Source organism: Lysobacter firmicutimachus (genome assembly GCF_037027445.1).
Lineage (GTDB): Bacteria > Pseudomonadota > Gammaproteobacteria > Xanthomonadales > Xanthomonadaceae > Lysobacter > Lysobacter firmicutimachus.
The window spans coordinates 233093-253120 of sequence record NZ_JBANDL010000002.1 but is presented as its reverse complement, the minus strand read 5'-3'; the positions used below and the strand labels follow the sequence as shown (position 1 = coordinate 253120).

The 20028-nt window shown below is 71.7% G+C and carries 22 protein-coding genes; 10 read left to right on the top strand and 12 right to left on the bottom strand.

All coding sequences use genetic code 11. The annotated features are described in order from the left end of the window. Positions 1–14: 14 nt before the first annotated feature. A complete protein-coding gene (locus V2J18_RS01250) occupies positions 15–485 on the bottom strand; it encodes a DUF4156 domain-containing protein (protein ID WP_064746062.1) in 471 nt (156 codons plus the stop codon). A 277-nt stretch (positions 486–762) separates the two neighbouring features. Here V2J18_RS01250 and V2J18_RS01245 point away from each other — a divergent pair, with 277 nt between their 5' ends. Beyond that, complete coding sequence (locus tag V2J18_RS01245) at positions 763–1071, top strand: hypothetical protein (RefSeq protein ID WP_064746061.1); 309 nt, start codon at positions 763–765, stop codon at positions 1069–1071. A 64-nt stretch (positions 1072–1135) separates the two neighbouring features. On the opposite strand, the gene fabG is transcribed toward V2J18_RS01245, so the two are convergent. The 9 genes from fabG to V2J18_RS01200 form a co-directional block, all read right to left on the bottom strand. Further along, complete coding sequence (gene fabG / locus V2J18_RS01240; protein ID WP_336130661.1) at positions 1136–1876, bottom strand: 3-oxoacyl-ACP reductase FabG; 741 nt, start codon at positions 1874–1876, stop codon at positions 1136–1138. Positions 1877–2026: 150 nt separating this feature from the next. Next, positions 2027–2536, bottom strand: coding sequence for a hypothetical protein (locus V2J18_RS01235; protein ID WP_064746059.1), 510 nt, complete (start codon positions 2534–2536; stop codon positions 2027–2029). Positions 2537–2613: 77 nt separating this feature from the next. Then, a complete protein-coding gene (locus V2J18_RS01230) occupies positions 2614–3045 on the bottom strand; it encodes a hotdog family protein (RefSeq protein WP_064746058.1) in 432 nt (143 codons plus the stop codon). Continuing rightward, positions 3032–5380, bottom strand: a complete 2349-nt coding sequence (locus tag V2J18_RS01225; protein WP_336130660.1) for an MMPL family transporter — start codon at positions 5378–5380, stop codon at positions 3032–3034. Before V2J18_RS01225 ends, V2J18_RS01230 begins: the two co-directional genes overlap by 14 nt. After that, positions 5380–6126, bottom strand: coding sequence for a LolA-related protein (locus V2J18_RS01220; protein WP_336130659.1), 747 nt, complete (start codon positions 6124–6126; stop codon positions 5380–5382). Before V2J18_RS01220 ends, V2J18_RS01225 begins: the two co-directional genes overlap by 1 nt. Beyond that, positions 6038–7015: a lysophospholipid acyltransferase family protein gene (locus V2J18_RS01215; RefSeq protein ID WP_336130657.1), complete on the bottom strand. Its 978-nt coding sequence runs from the start codon at positions 7013–7015 to the stop codon at positions 6038–6040. The genes V2J18_RS01220 and V2J18_RS01215 overlap by 89 nt, the downstream gene beginning before the upstream one ends. Further along, a complete protein-coding gene (locus V2J18_RS01210; RefSeq protein WP_064746053.1) occupies positions 7012–7305 on the bottom strand; it encodes an ApeI family dehydratase in 294 nt (97 codons plus the stop codon). Before V2J18_RS01210 ends, V2J18_RS01215 begins: the two co-directional genes overlap by 4 nt. A gap of 167 nt (positions 7306–7472) precedes the next feature. After that, the gene (locus V2J18_RS01205) at positions 7473–8174 is read right to left on the bottom strand and encodes a COG4648 family protein (protein ID WP_336130656.1); all 702 of its coding nucleotides are present in this window, start codon (positions 8172–8174) and stop codon (positions 7473–7475) included. Between the two features lie 62 nt (positions 8175–8236). After that, positions 8237–8506 carry a phosphopantetheine-binding protein gene (locus tag V2J18_RS01200; protein WP_064746051.1) on the bottom strand — a complete coding sequence of 90 codons (270 nt, stop codon included), beginning with the start codon at positions 8504–8506 and terminating at the stop codon, positions 8237–8239. A gap of 219 nt (positions 8507–8725) precedes the next feature. Between V2J18_RS01200 and V2J18_RS01195 the strand changes: the two genes are divergently transcribed. From V2J18_RS01195 to V2J18_RS01185, 3 genes are all read left to right on the top strand, one after another. Then, the gene (locus tag V2J18_RS01195) at positions 8726–10114 is read left to right on the top strand and encodes an NAD(P)/FAD-dependent oxidoreductase (protein ID WP_336130655.1); all 1389 of its coding nucleotides are present in this window, start codon (positions 8726–8728) and stop codon (positions 10112–10114) included. Positions 10115–10128: 14 nt separating this feature from the next. Continuing rightward, positions 10129–11130, top strand: coding sequence for a chorismate transformation FkbO/Hyg5 family protein (locus tag V2J18_RS01190; protein WP_064746074.1), 1002 nt, complete (start codon positions 10129–10131; stop codon positions 11128–11130). A gap of 98 nt (positions 11131–11228) precedes the next feature. Then, the gene (locus V2J18_RS01185; protein ID WP_064746073.1) at positions 11229–11477 is read left to right on the top strand and encodes a hypothetical protein; all 249 of its coding nucleotides are present in this window, start codon (positions 11229–11231) and stop codon (positions 11475–11477) included. A 48-nt stretch (positions 11478–11525) separates the two neighbouring features. On the opposite strand, the gene V2J18_RS01180 is transcribed toward V2J18_RS01185, so the two are convergent. Both V2J18_RS01180 and V2J18_RS01175 read right to left on the bottom strand, forming a co-directional pair. Further along, complete coding sequence (locus tag V2J18_RS01180; RefSeq protein WP_336130654.1) at positions 11526–13076, bottom strand: dipeptide ABC transporter ATP-binding protein; 1551 nt, start codon at positions 13074–13076, stop codon at positions 11526–11528. Continuing rightward, the gene (locus tag V2J18_RS01175) at positions 13073–13831 is read right to left on the bottom strand and encodes an ABC transporter permease (protein WP_064746045.1); all 759 of its coding nucleotides are present in this window, start codon (positions 13829–13831) and stop codon (positions 13073–13075) included. Before V2J18_RS01175 ends, V2J18_RS01180 begins: the two co-directional genes overlap by 4 nt. 602 nt (positions 13832–14433) lie before the next feature. Here V2J18_RS01175 and V2J18_RS01170 point away from each other — a divergent pair. The 6 genes from V2J18_RS01170 to cysW all read left to right on the top strand — a co-directional run bounded on the left by V2J18_RS01170 (position 14434) and on the right by cysW (position 20018). Next, positions 14434–14913 (top strand): RrF2 family transcriptional regulator, encoded by a 480-nt coding sequence (locus tag V2J18_RS01170; RefSeq protein WP_336130653.1) that lies wholly within the window; start codon positions 14434–14436, stop codon positions 14911–14913. Then, positions 14910–15161, top strand: a complete 252-nt coding sequence (locus V2J18_RS01165) for a hypothetical protein (protein ID WP_336130652.1) — start codon at positions 14910–14912, stop codon at positions 15159–15161. Before V2J18_RS01170 ends, V2J18_RS01165 begins: the two co-directional genes overlap by 4 nt. Positions 15162–15340: 179 nt before the next feature. After that, on the top strand, positions 15341–16813 hold the full coding sequence (locus tag V2J18_RS01160) for an OprO/OprP family phosphate-selective porin (RefSeq protein ID WP_336130651.1): 1473 nt from the start codon (positions 15341–15343) through the stop codon (positions 16811–16813). 29 nt (positions 16814–16842) lie between these two features. Further along, complete coding sequence (locus V2J18_RS01155; protein ID WP_064746041.1) at positions 16843–17859, top strand: sulfate ABC transporter substrate-binding protein; 1017 nt, start codon at positions 16843–16845, stop codon at positions 17857–17859. Positions 17860–18298: 439 nt separating this feature from the next. Further along, entirely contained in the window at positions 18299–19165 is an 867-nt protein-coding gene (cysT, locus tag V2J18_RS01150) for a sulfate ABC transporter permease subunit CysT (protein WP_064746040.1), read from the top strand. Further along, a complete protein-coding gene (gene cysW / locus V2J18_RS01145; RefSeq protein ID WP_064746039.1) occupies positions 19158–20018 on the top strand; it encodes a sulfate ABC transporter permease subunit CysW in 861 nt (286 codons plus the stop codon). Before cysT ends, cysW begins: the two co-directional genes overlap by 8 nt. Positions 20019–20028 lie beyond the last annotated feature (10 nt).

Here is a 20028-nt window from a genome sequence, read left to right as displayed (position 1 = left end):
GGCGCCTGCCTGACTCAGGGACGCGGCGGCGGGCCTTGCGGTCCCGGATCGCTGAGCGGCGGCGGATCCAGCACGTAGATCGCCACGCCGTGGGCGAATTTCTGCCGCGGGCTGATGTCGATGCCGACCCCGCCGCCGGTGTAGCTGCGCCCGCCGATGCGGCCGCCGCCGGCGCCGACGCTGACCCCGCCGCCGCCGTAACCGTCTTCGGTGCCCTGGAACAGCACCCCGTTGGCGCCGAGCTTGGCGGCCTCGTTGCGCAGCTTGCCGATCACCGAGTCCATCTTGTTCTGTTCGCCGTAGGTGAACGGGCCGCTATTGCTCTGCAACAGGGCGATTTCCTCGTAGCGGCCCGGCGGCGGCGCGAAGTACACCCGCACCTGCGAGACCGGCACCGGCGGCCGCGGCCGCCCGGTCAGGACATGGGAACTGGCGCAGGCGGACAGCACAAGCGCGGACAGGACGACAAGCAGGGTGCGCGGCATGGAGATCTCCCGGCGGATTGCGCGGCGGACGGCCCATGCTACGCCGCGCGGCGCAGCGCCGGGTGAGGGCCCGGCGAGCGGTCGCCGACCGGCGACGGCCGGCACAGCCGCACCTGCGACGCGGCCGGCAGGTGCGCCGCGTCGCGCATTCCGACGCCGGTCACCGCGCCTGCGACCGCGGCATGGCTTGATGCGCGTGTCCTCGCCGCACGCCGTCCGGCTCGTCCAAGGCCAAGCGGCGCGGAACCACGCATCCGTCCCGAATTCATGCGTCTCAATGGAGAGCCTCGGTCGCAGCTACGATCCGAACGACAAGTTCCAAGACCCGATCCCGATGCAGAACAACCTTTCCTATCGGGTGACGGTGAAGGTCTCCGATGCCGGGGCGATCCAGTACCAAGTGACCGACAGCGCCACGCTGGCGCCGATCCAGGGCCAGACCTACAACGCGGCCGCGCATTACCCCGGCGGCTTGGCCGGCTACCCGAACAAAACCGGCTACTACATCGCGCCCTCGACCACATCGAACCGCGATTACACCTTGTACCTGAGCAATCTGTCGGTGACCTGGCAAACCGGCTTCTGATCCGTCGCGGCCACGCGATCGCGCGCCGTCCGCCGCGGGCGGCGGCGCGCCCACCGCTCGCGACTCAGCCCATGCCGCCGTTGACGCCGATCACCTGGCCGTTGATGTAACCGGCATCGTCCGAACACAGGAACGCGACCAGCGCGGCGACCTCGTCGGCGCGGCCGGCGCGGCCGGCCGGCACCATCTGCTTGATCGCCTCGGGCGGAAAAGCCCCGGCCGCCATCCGCCCCTCGATCACGCCCGGCGCGACCACGTTGACGGTGATGCCGCGGCTGGCCATCTCGCGCGCCAGCGATTTCGACGCGCCGTGCAGCGCCGCCTTGGCCGCAGCGTAGTTGGTCTGGCCGCGATTGCCGAGCACCGCCGCGACCGACGACACGCTGACGATGCGTCCCCAGCGCGTGCGCGCCATCGGCAGCAACAAGGGCTGAGTGACGTGGAAGAAACCGTGCAGGGACACGTCGATCACCCGCGTCCATTGCGCCGCGCTCATGCCCGCCATCGGCGCGTCGTCGTGGATGCCGGCGTTGTTGACCACGCCCTGGATCGGCCCGGCCTCGAGCAGACGCTCCAGCGCCGCGCGCGCGGCCTCGCCGTCGGCGACGTCGAACGCCGCCGCCTCGGCCGCGCCCCCGCCGGCGCGGATCTGCGCGGCCAGCGCTTCGGCGCGTTCCAGGCCGGCGCTGGCGTGCACGATCACCTGCCAGCCGGCGCCGGCCAGACGACGGCAGATCGCGCCGCCGAGATCGCCGCTGCCGCCGGTGACCAGGACGCGGCGCGGCGCGGAAAGCGGCTGGGACATGCGGGCGGCTCCGATCGGCAAAGCCCGATTGTCCCCGGATGCGGGCGGAACGGGAAGCGAGCGCAACGATGCCAGCGGCGAGTCCCGTCGTGGATCGCCGGCTGCGCTCGACGCTCGTTCTTCGCTTCTCGCCTCCGGTTTCCGACGCATTCAATCCGGCGGCGCGAACCCGGGCGGATACGGCGGCCGGCCGCGACCGTGCCGACGCTCGACTTCCTCGAGATCGTGCGCGATCGCGATGCCGGCGCCGTCGCACTGCAGACGTTGCTCGCCGCACCACAGCGCCCAGTCGCGCTCCTCATCGTCGGGGTCGTCCGGGTCCGGGCCGTCCAACGCCAGCACCCACCATTCCAGCCGACGCTGCGCCAGCGGCCGGCGCCGCAGGCCGACGCGATGGACGAAGTCCAGCTCCACCGCGCCGCTCGCGGCCGAGGTTTCCAGCCACGGCAGGAACGTCGCCAGCCGCGCGCCGGCGACCGCATGCATGTCGACCCAACGGCCGGCCAGCATGTCCTCGTCGTAAGGCCGGTCGCTGCGCTCGATCCAGTGCAGCCGCGCGCCCTCGCGGTGCGCGAACGCCAGGCGCAGGCGGAACTCGTGGCCGATCCGGCCGTCCTCGTGCAGCGCATGCGGGTTTTCGAAGTGAAACTGGAACGGCATCGGCGCGCGTCTGGGGCGAGGTTACCCACGCAAACGCGGCCGCGCCGCGGCCGTGAACCGGTCCTCGCGTGCGGCGCTCAGTCGCCGCGCGCCATCACCGCGGCGCGGCCGCTGGCGACGAGCCGGCCCTGGTGCGCGATCTCGAACTCGTACTGCCAACTGTCGGCGCCGGCCGCGAGTTGCCGCGCGCGCCCTTCCAGCGCGCCGGCCAGGTCGTCGATCCGCGCCCGATGCAAGCGTACGCCGCGCAGCGCCACCAGTACGCCGGGCTTGGCCGCCCCGCCGGCTCGCACGGCGAGCAGCCCGCCGTGCACGGCCATGGCTTGGGCGCCGTACTCGCACAGATGCACGGCGTGCAGGCGACCGTCGCGGCGCAGCGGATGCGCGGGATCGCGGTGGCCGTGGCTGAGCAGGACGATGGAAGCCTCGTCCCATTCGGCCACTTCTTCCCACAGGCACATCGATCCTTGGTGCGGGATCAACGCGGCGATGGCCTCACGCGTGCGCATGCGCGCCCTCCGTCGCGGCCGCCGCCGGCGCGCGCACGATCAACAGCGCGAGCGCGAAGTTCGCGGCCACGCCCAGCGCGACGGTGACGCCGATCGCGCGCAACACCGGTATCGACGACAGCGCCAGCAGGGCGAACACCAGCAGCGTGGTCAGGCTGCACACGATCACCGCATGCAGGGTGCGCAATTGCTCGGCGCGGTCGTCGCCGGCGTGATCGAAGAACAGCGCGTAGTCCAGGCCCAGGCCGGCGGCGAGGATCAGCGAGACCAGATGGAACAGATTGAGCTCGACCCCGGCCAGGCGCAGCACGGCCAGGATCAACAGCGTGGTCAACGCCATCGGCGCCAGCACCCGCAGCACCCGCCGTGGCGAGCGCAGCGCGATCCACACCGCCGCCGCCAACAGCACCGCGGCCAGCGCCAACGCCATCAGCACCCGGCCGCGGTAGTCGGCGACCAACGATTCGGACGCCTGCTTGAGATCGAGCAGTCGGCCGCCGTGGCGGCGAGCGGCGGCCTCCACCGCGGCCGGGTCGGCCAGCCCGGTCAGCGACACCAACGCGGTGGCATGGCCGGCGCGCTGCAGCAGCAGACCGTCGACGCTGACGGCCAACGGCGTACCGGCGAGGTCGCGCGCGCTCAGCGGCGGCGCCGCGCGGGCGCGCTCGACGTCGGCGAGAAAATCGCCGAACGCATCGCTGCGGAACGGCGTGTCGGCGACCGCCGCGGCGAGCGCACCGCGCAGCGCCGCGGCGTCGGGCAGGCGACGCTGGCGCTCGCGCTGGGTCTTGGCGCTGGGCAGGTAGCGCGCCGCGAGGTCGTAGCCGGCGATCGCGCCGCGCCGGCGCAGCGCCGGCAGCTCGGCCATCAGCGCTTCGGACGCCTGCAGCGCGGCTTCGGCGTCGCCGCGTTCGATCGCGATCACGTAGCGCACGTCGGGCGCACCGAGTTCCTCGCGCAGCTGCGCGTCGCGCGCCAGCGCGTCGGCCGGCACCGGGGTCAGCTTGGCCAGGTCGTTCTGCCAGAACGGCCCCGGCACGAACACGATCGCCGCCAGCGCCAGCGCCGCGATCGAGGCGCTGCCGGCCAGGCCGATCCGCGGCCAGCGCGCCAGCCGCGTCCAGGCCCGCGCCAGCCAGGGCGAGCCGGCGGCGTCGCGCGGTGCCGGGTCGATCAGCGCCGGCAGCACGAAGCGCGTGGTCAGCGCCGCGGTCGCCAGGCCGACGATGGTGAACACCGCCAACTGCTGCAGGCCGTCGACGCCGGAGACGAAGAAGGTCAGGTAAGCGATGCAGGTCGAGGCCACGCCGGTGCCGAGCGTCGGCCAGAGGCTGCGCGCGCTGGCCCATGGCGACAGTCCGGGCCGCTGGTGGCTGAACAAATGGATCGGATAGTCCTGGACCACGCCGATCAGGGTGAAGCCGAACGCGACGGTGATGCCGTGCACGCCGTCGAACAGCGCCGCCACCGCGCCCAGGCCGGCCAGCCCGGCGGTCGCCAGCGGCAGGCCACCGAGCAGCGGTACTTTCCAGCTGCGGTAAGCCAGCCACAGCAGCAGGGCGAAGACGATGCCGTCGATGGTCCCGATCAGGCTGGCCTCGCGCTGGGTGCGGCCGCCGATCTCGACCGAGAACGCGCCCGGGCCGCTGATCGTCAGTTGCGCCGGGCTGGCGCCGCGGGCGCTTGCGAATGCGCTGCGGATCGCCTCGATCGCGCTGTGCTGGCCGGTGGGGTCGAAGCCGGCGGCGCGGGTTTCCACCGCCAGCAGCGCCTGCCGGCCGGCGCGGTCGAACCACACCCCGTGCAAGGTCTGCGGCGCCTGCGCCGGCTGCCAGGCCTCGGCCAGGCGCAGCATCTCCAGGGTCGGATCGCCGGGCAGCAAGGGCTCGATCAGCTCGCCGGCGGGCGAGCCCAGGTCCTGCACGCGCTGATCGAGCTGTTCGCGCAAGTAGTCGGCGTCGAAGGTCTGCTCGTCCAACGTCGGCGACAACAGATAGCGGTAGGGACGCAAGCGCTCGGGCACGGCGTCCAGGCCCTGCCCGGCACCGTTGGCGACCAACTTGAACACATCCTGCGCCGCCAACGCCTGGCCCAGCGCCTGCGATTGCGCCGCCAGCGCCTGCGGCGCGTCGCCGCCGATCGCCAATAGCAGCAAGCGCGAACCCGGGCCTTCGCCGAGCTCGTCGATCAGCAGTTTCTGCGCCGGCGTCTGCGCCGTGGGCATGAACCGGCGCAGGTCGCCGCTGAGCTGCAGGCGCTGGCCGATCACCCATCCGGCGACGGCGAGCGCCGCCAGCCACAGCAGGGCCAGCGCGATACGGCGCGCGGGCGTCATCAACGCGCCGCGCCGTGGCCGCGGCACAGCGCCGCGAGCTGGCTGGCGTCGGCGACGTTGGCGGCGGCGCGCGCCGCGCTCGCCAACAAGGTGCGTTGCTGTTCGCTGCCGCGCGCGGGCCGGGTTTCGATGCAACGCAATTCGTCGTCGCGGCCGAGCAGGACGATCTCGCGTACGCGCGCCGCCAAGCCGGCGTCTTTCGGGGTCAGGCTGATCGCCCACTGCCGGCGCGTGCCCTCCGCAGCCAGGCGGTAATGCTGCTCGAGCAGGGCGCGATCGCCGCCGAGCAGGGCGCCGAAACTAGCCTGCAACGCGACCAGCTCGGGCGCGCGCGCCAGCGAGAAGCGCTTGGCCGGCTTGTTCGGGCGGACGATGCTGACCTCGCCCTGGCCCGGCTTGGCGCCGGCGCGGATGGTGGTGGTTTCCGCGTAGGGCGCGCGCACTTCCCGCACCAGGGTCGCCGCGTCGGGCCGGCGGTATTCGCCCGACAGGCGCAGCGGCGCCTTCAGCAGGGCCGAGCCGCGCACTTCGACGAAATCGGTGCGCGCCGGCACCGGCTGCGCCAGGCGCGGCAAGATCCAGGCCGGATCGGCGGCTGCGGCTTCGCCCGGCACGGCGGTCGCCGCGCCCGCGGGCGCGGACTGCGCGGCGGCCGGCTCAGTAACCGGAGCGGCGTGCAGCGACGCCGCGCCGCACAGCAGCGTCAGCGTCAGCGTCCACAGGCAGGGCTTGATCGTCATCGGCATGCCAGAAATCGTAGAAGTTGAACCAGTTGTAGGGCGCGCTGCGGGTGTGCAGTTGCAGCCGCTCGGCATAGCGCTGGACCAGCGCGGCCAGGATAGCCGGGCGGTTAGGCCGCTCGATCGCCACACCGTCGCTGAACGCTTCGAATATCAGGTCGTAGCGCGGACCGCCCCGGTACAGGCCGAAGGCCAGCACCACCGGCACCTTGAGCGCGGCCGCGATCAGCCACGGCGCGCTCGGGAACGCCGCGCTGGCGCCGAGGAAAGAGACGGCGACGCTGGGCTCGCCCGGGCCGACGCGATCGACCAATAGAGCCACGATCGCGCCTTCGTCGGTGGCCTGCTTGATCGCCAGCACGATCGAAGGCCCGTCCTGGCCGGCGTCGATCACGGTGCTCGCGATCTGCGGGTCGAGCGTGTCCAGCAGTTCGGTCAGGGCCGGGTTGTGGCCGCGGTCGAGCAACACCCGCAGCTTCAGCCCGGGCCGCTGCCGCGACAGCACCCGCAACGCTTCGAAGCTGCCCAGGTGCGAACCGAACAGCAGCAGGCCCTGGCCGCGGTCGAGATGCCGTTCCAGCGCCTCCAGGCCGCTGACCCGGATGTCGAACGGCTGCATGCGCCCACCCAGCAGGTACAGCCGGTCGAGGATGGTCGCGGCGAAGGTGTGGATGTGGCGGGCGATGTCGAGCAGGCCCGGCCGGCGGTCGAGCACACGCCTCAGGTACGCGCGCGAGGCGCGCCGCTCCGGCCCGCGCACGGCCAGGAAATAAGCCACGATCGGATACAGGGTCAGGCGCGCCAGGACCCGCCCGCCGCGTCGGGCGACGAACGCGATCAATCGGAACGCGAACCGGCCGCCGCCCTCGGGACGCTGCTTCCAGTGCGCGCTCATGCGCCGGCCCCGTCGGCGACGGCTTCGCCGCTGGCGATCAGTTCGGCTTCGCGCATCACCCGGAACCGCCAGCGCCCCGCGCCCAGCGCGTCCAGTTCGATCTGCGCGCTCTGCTGCGGCAACAGGGGCTGCACGAACTTGACCTGCGGCAGGCGCAGGCCCGGCAGCGGGCCGTGCTCGGCCTCGATCGCTGCGATCACCCGCTCCAGCACCACTACGCCGGGCACCAGCGGCCGGCCCGGGAAATGGCCCGGCAGGCAGGGATGGTCGGAATCGATGACGAAGCGCATGCGGGATCGGAGCGGCGGCGAGCGATGGATCGTAGGGAAAGGATAAAGCACCGGCCGCTACGGCCGTGTGGAACTGCGACCGCCGCCGCTGGCCGTGCGCCCGGTTGTGTGGCGGCGCTGGAGCGGTCGGCGGCGCGGGCCCGGCCCGCTGCGTTCAACGCCGGAACTCAGGAAAACAGGTCGCGCCAGAAGCGCGGACCGAGCCGGGCCATGCGCTGCAGGAAGTCGAAGAAGCCGGTCTCCGGACGCTGAGTGAACAAGCGCCGCCGGACCAGGTACTCGCCGGCGAACAGGCCGCCGACGATGCCGTAGTTCAGCAGGTTGGCGAACCAGGACCATTGCTCCTGGGTGATCGCGAACGCCGGCGGGCGGCCGAGCCGGGCGAGCAGCCCGTCGGGCACGGCGATCGTCGCCAACGCGCCGTTGACCAACGCCAACAGCAGCAACACCGCCGCCCACAGCGCGGTCAGCCGGCGCGTATAGCGGTACAGCGGCGGGTCCAGCGCCGCCGGCGCACGTTCGTGCAGGGCGGCGACGATGCGGGTGATCAGCGCCTCGCGCGGCGCGCGCAGGCTGCGCCCGAACCACCAGCCCAGCCAGGCGTTGAACAGCATCGGCGGCGCCAGCAACAGCATCTGCGCCAACGGCGTGCGCGCCGCCAGGGCCAGGCCGGCGCACAGCGCCAGCACCGCCGCCCACGCCGCCGCCCGCAGCCCCAACAGGCCGTCGATGGCGACGAACAGCACCAGGTCGGCCAGGGCCAGGGCCGCGACCGCGCCGCCGCCGTCGTGGCTGGCCCAGTGCGCCAGCAGCGGATAGGCGACGGCGAGCAGCAAGCGCGCCGGGGCGCTGAACGAAGAGGCGGTCACGGGACGGCGGCGCGCGGCCGGAACGGAAACGGGGAACGCAAACGAAGCGGCCGCGGCGCCGCTCAGGCGGCGCGGTGTTGCTCGATGTGGCCCGACAGGGCGCGCAGCGATGCGAAGATGCGCCGGTTCTCGTCGTTGTCCGAACGCAGCTGGAAGCCGTAGCGCTTGCTGATCGCCAGCGCCAGTTCGAGCGCGTCGATCGAGTCCAGGCCCAGGCCGTCGTTGAACAGCGCCGCTTCCGGATCGATCTGCTCCGGCGCCACGTCTTCCAGGTTCAGGCTCTCGACCAGCAGCTGCGCCAGTTCGCGTTCGGCAGGGTTTTGTTCAGACATCGGGACGATCCGGTGGGGCTATGACGAAGGGCGGTCACGATCCGCCATCGGCGCCGCAGGCGCAACCGGGCGGCGCCGTCCGCCGTCCCGACGCCTCCGCCGATGGCGCGACAGTCCCTGTCATATCAAGCACTTGCAGCCCATGGGCACGCGGTCCACCGGCGCGGCCCGACGCCGCAGACTGCACAGCCGGCGGAGGCGGCAGGCTATGATTTGCGCATGACTCCGTCCGAATCCGCGCTTGGCGCGACCGCCGCGGCCCCCGCTTCCGCCCCCGCCCAGGCGCCCGCGCAGACCCTCGAGGTCGACGTGCTGGTGATCGGCGGCGGCCCGGCGGGCACCACCGCGGCGACCCTGCTGGCGCGCAAGGGCTGGAAGGTGCTGTTGCTGGAAAAGGACCGGCACCCGCGTTTCCACATCGGCGAATCCCTGCTGCCGATGAACCTCGCCATCCTCGAACGCCTCGGCGTGTTCGAGCAGGTGCGCGCGATCGGCGTGCACAAGCCCGGGGCCGAGTTTCCGATCGACGCCGAGCGCTACAACACTTTCCGTTTCGAACGCGCGCTCGATCCGGTGTTCGGCTACGCCTTCCAGGTCAAGCGCGAAGAGTTCGATCAACTGCTGTTCCGTCACGCCCAGGGCAACGGCGTCGACGCACGCGAGCAGGTCAAGGTCGAGCGGATCGAATTCGGCGCCGACGGCCGCCCCGCCCTCGCCTATGCCCGCAGCGCCGACGGCGCCGCGCTGCAGGTGCGCATGCGCTATCTGGTCGACGGCAGCGGGCGCGACACCGTCCTCGGCAGCCAGCTCAAGCTCAAGCGCAAGAATCCGTTGCACCAGTCGGCGGCGATCTTCAGCCATTTCACCGGCGTCCAGCGCCGCGAGGGCGAAGACGCCGGCAACATCACCGTGCAGCGCTTCGCCCACGGCTGGATGTGGCTGATCCCGCTGCAGCGCGGAGTGATGAGCGTGGGCGCGGTGTGCTTCCCCGAGTACCTCAAGCAGCGTCGCGGCGACAGCGAAGCCTTCCTGATGCGGACCCTGGAGTCCGAGCCCTCGGTGTGGGCGCGCATGCAGGGCGCGCAGCGCTGCGGCGAGGTCCACGTCACCGGCAACTATTCCTACACCTGCAGCCGCATGACCGGCCCCGGCTGGGTCATGGTCGGCGACGCCTACGCCTTCGTCGATCCGGTGTTTTCCTCCGGCGTCTACCTCGGCATGAACAGCGGCGAGCAGGCCGCGGCCGTGGTCGACGGCGCGCTGCGCGAACCGGCCCGCGAGGCCGCGCTGCAGGACGAAATGACCGTGCGGCTCAAGCGCGGCCTGAAACATTTCCAGTGGTTCATCTATCGCTTCACCACCCCGGTCATGCGCGAATTGTTCAACGCTCCACGCAACTTCTGGCAAGTCGAGCAGGCGGTCATCTCGATGCTCGCCGGCGACGTTTTCGACAACCGCGCGGTGCTCAACCGCTTGCGGCTGTTTCGTTTCATCTACGCCCTGACCGCGGTGCGCATGGCGCCGCAGGCGCTGCGCGGCTGGCTGCGGCGCAAGCGCCAGGTCGGCGTCGACTTCCGCGGCGACACGCTGCAGCGGGGCAACCCGTGAGCGCGGCCGCCACGATGCTGGCCGGCCCGCGCCTGCAGGTCGACTATCTGGACGCCGCGCCCGAGACGCTGCTGGCGCAGGACGACACCCTGGCGGTGTTCGGCTTCGGCGGGGGCGCCCCGCATCACGACGATCCGCGTTACCTGCGCGTGGCCTTGGAGCCGTTCGGCGACGCCCGCCTGGAGCGCTGGCGCGGCACCGGCCCGGTCAGCAAGGGCCGCGACGGCGACCTGGCCTGGTCCGAGGACGGCGCGCTGCAGTTCGGCGTGATCGAGTTCGACGAACCCGAGCCGCTGCCGGGCGAAGCCGCCAACGGCGAGATCGCGCGCGCCGCCGAGTACCTGTACCGCAAGCTGCTCGCCTTCACCGCCGAGCGCGGCTATCCGCATTTGCTGCGGATCTGGAACTACCTCGACGGCATCACCCTCGGTCACGGCGACGAAGAACGTTATCGCGTGTTCTGCGTCGGCCGCGCGCGCGGACTGGGCGACTTCGACACCGCGCAGCTGCCGGCGGCGACCGCGATCGGCCGCGTCGACGGCGCGCGCCGGCTGCAGGTCTACTGGCTGGCCGCGCGCAGCGCCGGTACGCCGCTGGAGAATCCGCGCCAGGTCAGCGCCTACCGCTACCCGCGCCAATACGGTCCGCAATCGCCAAGTTTCGCCCGGGCGATGCTGCCGCCGCAGCCGGCGGCGATGCCGCTGCTGCTGTCGGGCACCGCGGCGGTGGTCGGCCACGAGTCGCGCCACGCCGACTCGGTGCTGGCCCAGCTCGAGGAAACCCTGGCCAATTTCGACAGCCTGCTCGCGGCGGCGCGCCAGCGCCGGCCGCAGTTGCCGGCCGCGTTCGGCGCCGGCACCCGACTGAAGGTCTACGTGCGCGACGCCGAGGACATGGCGCCGGTGGCCGAAGCGCTGGACCGGCGCTTCGGCGAGCGCGTGCCGCGGATTCTGGTGCACGCGGCGATCTGCCGCCACGAGCTGCGGGTCGAGATCGACGGCGTGCACGGCGGCTGAGCGCGCCGTCGGTCACGCCGACCTGCGGCACTTGCAATCGTCCGGACAGACATTACGTTGCAGGCATGGCCGATCCGGCCGCTTGCGGAGCCACGTCGATGGGTTTGATCAGTCTGCTCTGGGGCATCGTCGCCGTGCTGTGGATGATCGCCGCCCTGATCCCGTTCCTGGGCTGGGGCAACTGGTTCATGATCCCGTTCGCCGCGATCGGCGCGGTGATCGCCGCGATCGGCCTGCTGTTCACCCGCAGCGAGCACAACGCCCGCGCCAAGGCCGGGCTGTGGCTCAACGGCATCGCCATCTTGGTCGGCGTGGTCCGGCTCGGCCTCGGCGGCGGTTTCATCTGAACGCCGCCGGATAGACGCCGCATCGGCGCACGCGCGCCGATCCCAGCGTCAGGCCTGCGGTCGTGCCGCGAGCAGGGCGCGGGTATGCGCGTGCTGCGGCGCGCGCAGCACCTGGGCGGTGGGTCCGGTTTCGACGATGCGCCCGGCTTCGAGTACGGCGATGCGCTCGGCCACCGCCGCGGCCGCGGACAGGTCGTGGGTCACGAACAACAGGGCCAGACCGCGCTCGCGCTTGAGACGCGCCAACAGGGCGAGGATCGCGGCGCGATGGTGCGCGTCCAGCGCCGACACCGCTTCGTCGCAGACCAGCAGTTTGGGCTCGGTCGCCAACGCGCGCGCGATCGCGATGCGCTGGCGCTGGCCGCCGGAGAACTGGTGCGGATAGCGGTCCAGCATCGCAGCGTCCAGCCCGACCGCGGCCAGCAGCTCGGCGGCGCGCGCGCGGCGCGCCGCCGCGTCCGAGCGGGTGTGGATGCGCAAGGGCTCGGCGACGATCTGCGCCACGCGCAGGCGCGGATCGAGCGAGGCATACGGATCCTGGAACACCACGCCGGTCTGCGCCCGCCAGCGGCGCAGCGCGGCCGCGTCCAACCCGACCAGATCCGCGCCGTCGACGCAGACCCGGCCTTGCGCGCCGCGCAGCAAACGCAGCAAGGCGCGGCCGAGCGTGCTCTTGCCGCTGCCGCTTTCGCCGACCAGCGCCAGCCCTTCGCCGCGGCGCAGCTCGATATCGACCGCGTCCAAGGCCGGCCGCGGCGCGCGCGGATAGTGCATGCGCAGACCTTCGCCGCGCAGCCACACCGGCGCGTCCGAGCTCGCCTCCGGCAAAGCCTCGATGCGGTCGGCGGCCAGCAGTTCGCGCGTGTAGGCCTGCGCCGGCGCGGCGAACACGCGCGCGGCCTCGCCCTGCTCGACCACGACGCCGCGCTGCAGCACCAACAACCGCTGCGCGTAGGCGCCGACCAGGGGCAGGTCGTGGCTGATCAGCAGCAAGGCCAGGCCATCCTCGCGGCGCAGCCGGTCGAGCAGATCGAGGATGTCGCGGGCGATGCGCGCGTCCAGCGCCGAAGTCGGTTCGTCGGCGATCAGCGCCCGCGGCGCGGTGGCCAGGGCCAGCGCGATGGCGATGCGCTGACGCTGGCCGCCGGAGAATTGATGCGGATAGCGCTGCAACGCCGTCGCCGGCTCCGGCAATTGCACGCGCTCGAACAGATGCTGCGCCCGGGCCCGCGCCTCGTCCTTGCCGAGTCCGCGTACCGTGCGCAGGGTTTCGATCAGCTGCGCGCCGACCCGGCGCAGCGGATGCAGCGCCGCCAGCGGGTCCTGCGGCACCCAGGCCAGGCCGCGGCCGCGCAGGCGCGCATGCGCCGCGCCGCCGAGGCCGAGGGTTTCGCCGTCGACCCGCAGCTCGCCGCGCGCCTGCAGCCCCGGCGGCAGCAGGCCGAGCAGGGACAGCGCGGTCAGGCTTTTGCCGCTGCCGCTTTCGCCGACCACGCCCAGGCATTGGCCGGCGTGCAACTCCAGGTCGACCGGGCCGAGCAGCGCTCGCGCGCCGCCGTTCGCGCTCACGTGCAGGCCGCGCAATGCGACCGAGTTCATGCCGCGGCCTCTTCGCCGCGCGGCGCGCTGCGCTTGACGTCGAGCCAGTCGCGCAGGCCGTCGCCGAGGAATTGGAACGCGGCCAGCGTGGTCACCAGGAAGCCGGCCGGAAACAACAGCGTCCACGGCGCGCTGTCGAGCTCCTGCACGCCTTCGGCGAGCAGACCGCCCCAACTGGACGACGGCTCGTCGATCGACAGGCCGAGAAAACCGAGAAAGCTCTCGACCAGGATGGCCTGCGGCAGGATCAGGCCGAGGTAGACGAAGGCCAGCGGCAGCAGGTTCGGCAACACGTGCCAGCGCAGGCGCTGGCCGAAGCTCGCCCCCGCCGCCTGCGCGGCGAGTACGAACGGCGCTTCGCGCAGGCGCGCGGCCTCGGCGCGCATGACCCGCGCCAGGTCGATCCAGACGTAGCCGCCGATCGCGACCAGCAACAGCCACAGCGAGCGTTCGAACAAGGTCAGCAGCAAGATCACCACCAGCAGGAACGGCAGCGCCGAGAACACGTCCAGCACGCGCAGCATCGCGCGCTCGGTGCGGCCGCCGGCCAGGCCGGCGATCGCGCCGTAGCCCAGCCCGATCGCCAGCGCGACCACGCTGGCCAACAAGCCGATGCCGAGCGACAGCCGCCCGCCGGCGAGCGTGCGCGCGAACACGTCGCGGCCGATCGCATCGGTGCCGAACCAATGCCCGGCCGTGCCCGGCGCGGCCGACAACGCGTCCCAGTCGGGCAGGATCGGCCCGTAACGGCTCATCCCGGGCGCCAGCCAACACACGGCGGCAAGGACGGCGAGAACCGACAGACAGGTGCGGGCGAGCGGCGGAAGCGAGGCGAGAGAACGCATTGGCGCTCATCGTAACGGCTTCGTCCGCGCACAGGCTCGCGCAGACCGGGGTCGACCCGCCCGATGTCCGGCCACGGCGGGGCCGCCGGTCGCCGTTCTGCGGCGTCGGCACGGCGCATCGCCGAAGCCGTTCCCGAGCGGAGCAAGAGCGACGGCGAATCCCCTAGCCCGCCTTTTTGAAAGGCAAGGAACAGCCGCTGCCGCTCGGCGCGGACGAGGACACGGTTCCCGGCGCGTGCCCAAGCCGCCGCGGCGCGGCTCCCCCCGTTGAAAAGGGCAGGTCAGGGGGGAGCGGCTTCGGCTGGGCCTTTTGGCTTTCCCCGCGCCGCCAAGACCACCGCGCAATCCCCGCCGCCCCCGGCGCCACGGACGTCCGCCGCCCATCCGACACGGCCGCACAGCGCGCGCCCGCTGCCCCGCACGCCACATACCGCCCCGTCATATGCAGATGAGGCAAAACCTTTTCCCTCCGCCCCCGGCCCCGGCCACATTTCCTACATGGAGACTGGGAAATGCTGACGATGAAGGCCAAGTACGCCCTGCGCGCGATGTGCGCGCTGGCGCGCGCCCACGGCCGGCCCGGGGCGGATCGCGCCGACGGCCCGCGCCTGCAGGCCCGCACCATCGCCCAACACAGCGGCGCGCCGGGCAAGTTCCTGGAGTCGATCCTGGTCGACCTGCGCGAGGCCGGCTTCATCGACAGCCGGCGCGGGCAAAAGGGCGGCCATACGCTGGCCCGGCCGCCCGAGCACATCATGGTCGGCGACCTGATCCGCGCCATCGACGGACCGCTGGCCGCGGTGTTGTGCGCCAGCGTCAGCGCCTACCGGCCCTGCTCCGACTGCCGCGACCCCGACGGCTGCACCCTGCGCGCGCTGATGCGCGAGGCGCGCGACGCCATTTCCGACGTGCTCGATCGACGCAGCCTGGCCGAATTCGCCCGCGCGTCGTCGACGCCGACGTTGCTCAACCTGGAAGGAGACGCCCGGTGAACCGCAACGCGGCGGAGGCCGGAAAACGCAGCGCCGCACGGCGCGCGGACAGAGCCGCGACCGCGCCCCGCGACCGCGAACCGGACATCAACATCGTCAACCTCAGCGATACCGAGTTCGCCCTGCTGCAGGCTTTGCGCGGGCTGGAAGAGGGCCGGATCGAAGTGCGGGTCAGTCAGGCGCGGATCGTCGAGATCGTCCGCAGTCAGCGCCTGCCGGTCGCGGCCGCGGCCGAATCCTGGGACTGAGCCGCGCCGACTTCGCCGCCGATCCGGGGCCGGCGGCGGGCGACGCCGAACGGCCGGGTTGCCCTCCTGCCAACGCGCGCAGGCGCGGCCGCGACCGGGCCGATGCATCACGCCACCTCCACCGCGTTTCCGCGCCACCCGGATCGTCTCACCGTTCCGCCCGTTCGTAGGAGCACATCATGCATATCCGGGTTCGACCTCCGCATGCGGCCCGCGCCGCGACCGTCTGGCTGTGCGGCGCGATCGCCTGCGCCCTGGCGCTGCCGACGCAAGCGCAAACGCCGCCGCCCGCCGGCGAACTCACGGTCCAGGCGCTGGCCGAGCGCCTGCGCGCGATCGAGCAACGCCTCGGCGGCGGCGGCGCGATCGCCGGCGCCTCGGCCGACAGCGGCAGCCTGGCCGAACTCGACCAGCGCTTGCGGATCATCGAACGCAAGCTGGAGCTGCAGGCCGAAGAGGCCGCGGCCAAGGCCGCGAGCACGCCAAGCGTGTCGCTGAGCGCAAGCAAGGGCCTGGCGATCAAATCGCCGCCGCCCGGCGACGTCGAGGTCAAGCTCAAGGCGCTGGTCCAGGCCGACGGCCGCTTCTTCATCGGCGACGAGCGCTCGCCGCAAAACGACACGTTCCTGTTCCGGCGCATCCAGCCGACCCTGGAAGGCACCTGGGGTTCGCTGGTCGGCTTCCGCCTGACGCCCGAATTCGCCGGCGACAGCGCGACGGTCAACGACGCCTACCTGGACCTCAAGTTCGATCCGCGCGCGAGCGTGCGGATCGGCAAGTTCAAAAGCCCGGTCGGCCTGGAACGGCTGCAGTCCAGCGGCTCCAATGCGCTGATCGAGCTCGGCCTGGCCTCGGAGCTGACCCCGAACCGCGACCTCGGCGTGCAGCTGCAGGGCGAACTCGCCGGCGCCACCGTGTCGTACGCCCTGGGCGTGTTCAACGGCGCGGTCGACGGCCGCGACAGCCCGACGGTCAATCCCGACAACGAGTTCGAACTGGCCGGGCGGGTGTTCGTCGAACCGTGGAAGAACGACGGCGGCGCGCTGTCGGGGTTGGGCTTCGGCCTCGCCGGCAGCCGCGGCGACAAGCGCGGCGGCGGCAACAACGCCTTGCCGCGTTACCGCACGCCCGGCCAGGTGCAGTTCTTCAATTACCGCAGCGCGGTGCTGGCCGACGGCGCGCACAGCCGCTGGTCGCCGCAGGCGTGGTTCTATCGCAACGCCTTCGGCGTGATCGGCGAATACGTCGGCTCCAGCCAGGAAGTGCGCAACGGCGCCTTCGCCGGCGAACTCGACCACCGCGCCTGGCAGGTCACCGCCGGCTACGTGCTCACCGGCGAAGACGCGGGCTACAAGGGCGTGGCCCGGCCTAACCAACCTTTTACGGTCGGTGGCGCAGGCTGGGGCGCGTTCGAACTGGTCGCGCGCTACGGCCGCCTGGAGATCGACGAGGCCGCGTTCCCGCGTTATGCCGACCGCAACGCGGTGGCCGCGGCGGCGCGCTCCTGGGGCTTGGGCCTGAACTGGTACCTGACCGGCAATCTCAAGCTGGTCGCCAACTACACCCAGACCGCGTTCGACGGCGGCGCCGCCGCCGGCCGCGACCGCGAAGACGAAAAAGCCTTCTTCACCCGCGCCCAACTCGCCTTCTGACTTTTCCTCCTTTCGTACAGGACCGAACCATGAAGAACATTTTCCGAGAGACGCCGTTGCGATGGGCCCTGCTCGCGTTGGCCCTGGCCGCCGGCGCCGCCGCGGCCAAGGACGCCGAATTGCTCAACGTGTCCTACGACCCGACCCGCGAGTTCTACGCCGAGGTCAACCAGGTGTTCGCCGCGCAATGGAAACAGCAGACCGGCGAAACCCTCAACCTGCGCGCCTCGCATGGCGGCTCGGGCAAGCAGGCGCGCGCGGTGGTCGACGGCCTGGAGGCCGACGTGGTGACCCTGGCCCTGGCCGGCGACATCGACACCATCGCCAACGCCAAGCAATTGCCGGCCAACTGGCAGAGCCGCCTGCCGCACCAGAGCTCGCCCTACACCTCGACCATCGTGTTCCTGGTGCGCAAGGGCAACCCGAAGGGCATCAAGGACTGGGACGACCTGGCCAAGCCGGGCGTGTCGGTGATCACCCCCAATCCCAAGACCTCCGGCGGCGCGCGCTGGAACTACCTCGCCGCCTGGGCCTGGGCCTCGACCCAGTACCGCGACGGCGGCAAGGTGGTCGACTATCTGACCCGCTTGTTCAAGAACGTGCCCGTGCTCGACACCGGCGCACGCGGCTCGACCACCACGTTCGTCGACCGCAAGATCGGCGACGTGCTGCTGGCCTGGGAAAACGAGGCCCTGCTGACCTTGCAGGAACCGGCCAGCCGCAACCAGTTCGAGATCGTCGTGCCGAGCCTGAGCATCAAGGCCGAGCCGCCGGTGGCCTGGGTCGACAAGAACGTCGACAAGCACGGCACGCGCAAGCAGGCCGAGGCCTATCTGCGTTTCCTCTACACCCCGCAAGGCCAACGCCTGGCGGCCAAGCACGGCTATCGCCCCGCCGAGCCGGACAAAGTGCCGGCGGCGGAGCTGGCCAAGTTCCCGGCGGTCAAGCAGGTGACCATCGACAACGCCTTCGGCGGCTGGAAGAAGGCCCAGGCCGCGCATTTCTCCGACGGCGGGTTCTTCGACAAGATCTATCTGCCGAAGTGATCGCGCTGGGGCGGCGGGGGGCAAGCGCGCTTGATCCACCGCCCTCGCCCCCCCACTTAGGGGCGGCCACGTGGCTTCGCAGCCTTCGGACACGGACGACGCGAGACGGATGCAGTGCGGTCGCGGCTTGCGCCGCTCCTACAGGGGGCGGCCAGCCGACGCGACGAGTTCCGGGCATGGCGATCTCGGTTTGCGTTGCTCCTGTCCCCGGCGATCGGGGGACTGATCGCTCCCTGCCGGCGGTCCGGTCCGGTCCGGTTCGCCGCCGCCCCGTCTCCGGGCCCGCGTTCACCGCCCGCGAACCCGTCGGCGGTCATCGTGGCCCGGCCCGATATCGCCATCGCGCACTAGCTAACAACCAACGCGCATTTCCCCAGGACCGCAAACCCACGATAGCGTCACACCCCTCTGTCCCCCGCCACCGGCCGCCCACCGCCACATGAGCGAGCACGCGTTGACCCTGCCGGCTTCCGCCACGCGTTGGCGCAAGCCGCTCCCCGGCTTCGGCCTCGGCCTGGGCCTCGGCCTGACCTGGCTGGGGGTCGTGGTGCTGTTGCCGCTGGCCGCCCTGGTGCTGCGCTCCGGCGGCCTCGGCCTGGCCGGCTGGCTGCGCGCGATTTCCGACCCGCGCGTGGTCGCCTCGCTCAAGGTCAGCTTCGGCACCGCCTTCGTCGCCGCCCTGATCGCGCTGGTGTTCGGCGCGGTGGTGGCCTGGGTGCTGGTGCGTTACCGCTTCCCCGGCCGGCGCCTGCTCGACGCCCTGGTCGACCTGCCCTTCGCATTACCGACCGCGGTCGCCGGCATCACCCTGGCGGCGATCTACGGCCAGAACGGCTGGGTCGGCGGCCTGCTGCAGCCGTTCGGCATCCAACTGGTCAACAACCTCACCGGCATCGTCATCGCCCTGATCTTCATCGGCCTGCCGTTCGCCGTGCGCACCGTGCAGCCGGTGCTGGAAACCCTGGGCCGCGAGCAGGAAGAAGCCGCCGCCTCGCTCGGCGCCTCGCGCCTGACCACCCTGCGCCGGGTGATCCTGCCCGAGCTGTTGCCGGCGCTGCTGACCGGGTTCTCGCTCGCCTTCGCCCGCGGCCTGGGCGAGTTCGGCTCGGTGATCTTCATCGCCGGCAACCTGCCGATGAAGACCGAGATCGCGCCGCTGCTGATCACCATCCGCCTGGAAGAGGAAGGCGGGGTGACCGCGGCGATCGTGCTGGCGACCTTGCTGCTGCTGATGTCGTTCCTGTGCCTGGTCGCGATCAACGCCGGCTCGCGCTGGCTCTCGCACGGAAGCCGCGCCGATGGCTGAGGCGCGCGACCAGTTGCAGGAACCGGCCTGGGTGCGCTGGGCGCTGATCGGCGCGGCGGTGGCGATCATGCTGCTGGTCGTGGTGCTGCCGCTGCTGATGCTGCTCGGCACCGCGTTCGGCAGCGGCCTGGACGTGTGGCTGGCCGCGGTGCGCGACCCGCACACCGTGTCGGCGCTGCGCCTGACTCTGATCACCACCGCGATAGTGGTTCCGGTCAACGCGGTCTGCGGCGTGTTCATGGCCTGGGCGCTGACCCGCTTCGAATTCCGCGGCAAGCGCACCCTGCTGGCGCTGATCGACCTGCCGTTCGCGGTCTCGCCGGTGGTCGCCGGCCTGTGCCTGGTGCTGTTGTTCAGCCCCACCCACGGGTTCTTCGCCGACCTGCTCAACCGCTACGACCTCAAGATTCTGTTCGCCACGCCGGGCATCGTCCTGGCGACCTTGTTCGTGACCTTTCCGTTCGTGGTGCGCGAGCTGATTCCGCTGATGGAGCAGCAGGGCAGCGACGAGGAACTGGCCGCGCGCTCGCTCGGCGCCAACGCCTGGAGCATGTTCTTCCGCGTCACCCTGCCCAACATCAAATGGGGCCTGCTGTACGGCGTGCTGCTGTGCAGCGCGCGGGCGATGGGCGAGTTCGGCGCGGTCACCGTGGTGTCGGGCAACGTCATGGGCAGCACCAATACCCTCTCCCTGCATGTCGAGGTGCTGTACAAGCAGCTCGGCGGCGAAGGCGCCGCGGCGTTCGCGGTCGCCTCCCTGCTCGCCGGCCTGGCCCTGGTCACCCTGGTGATCAAGATCTGGCTCGAAGCGCGCCACGGCGACGCGCTCGCACGTTCGCACCGCCGGCACTGACTCAAGGCTT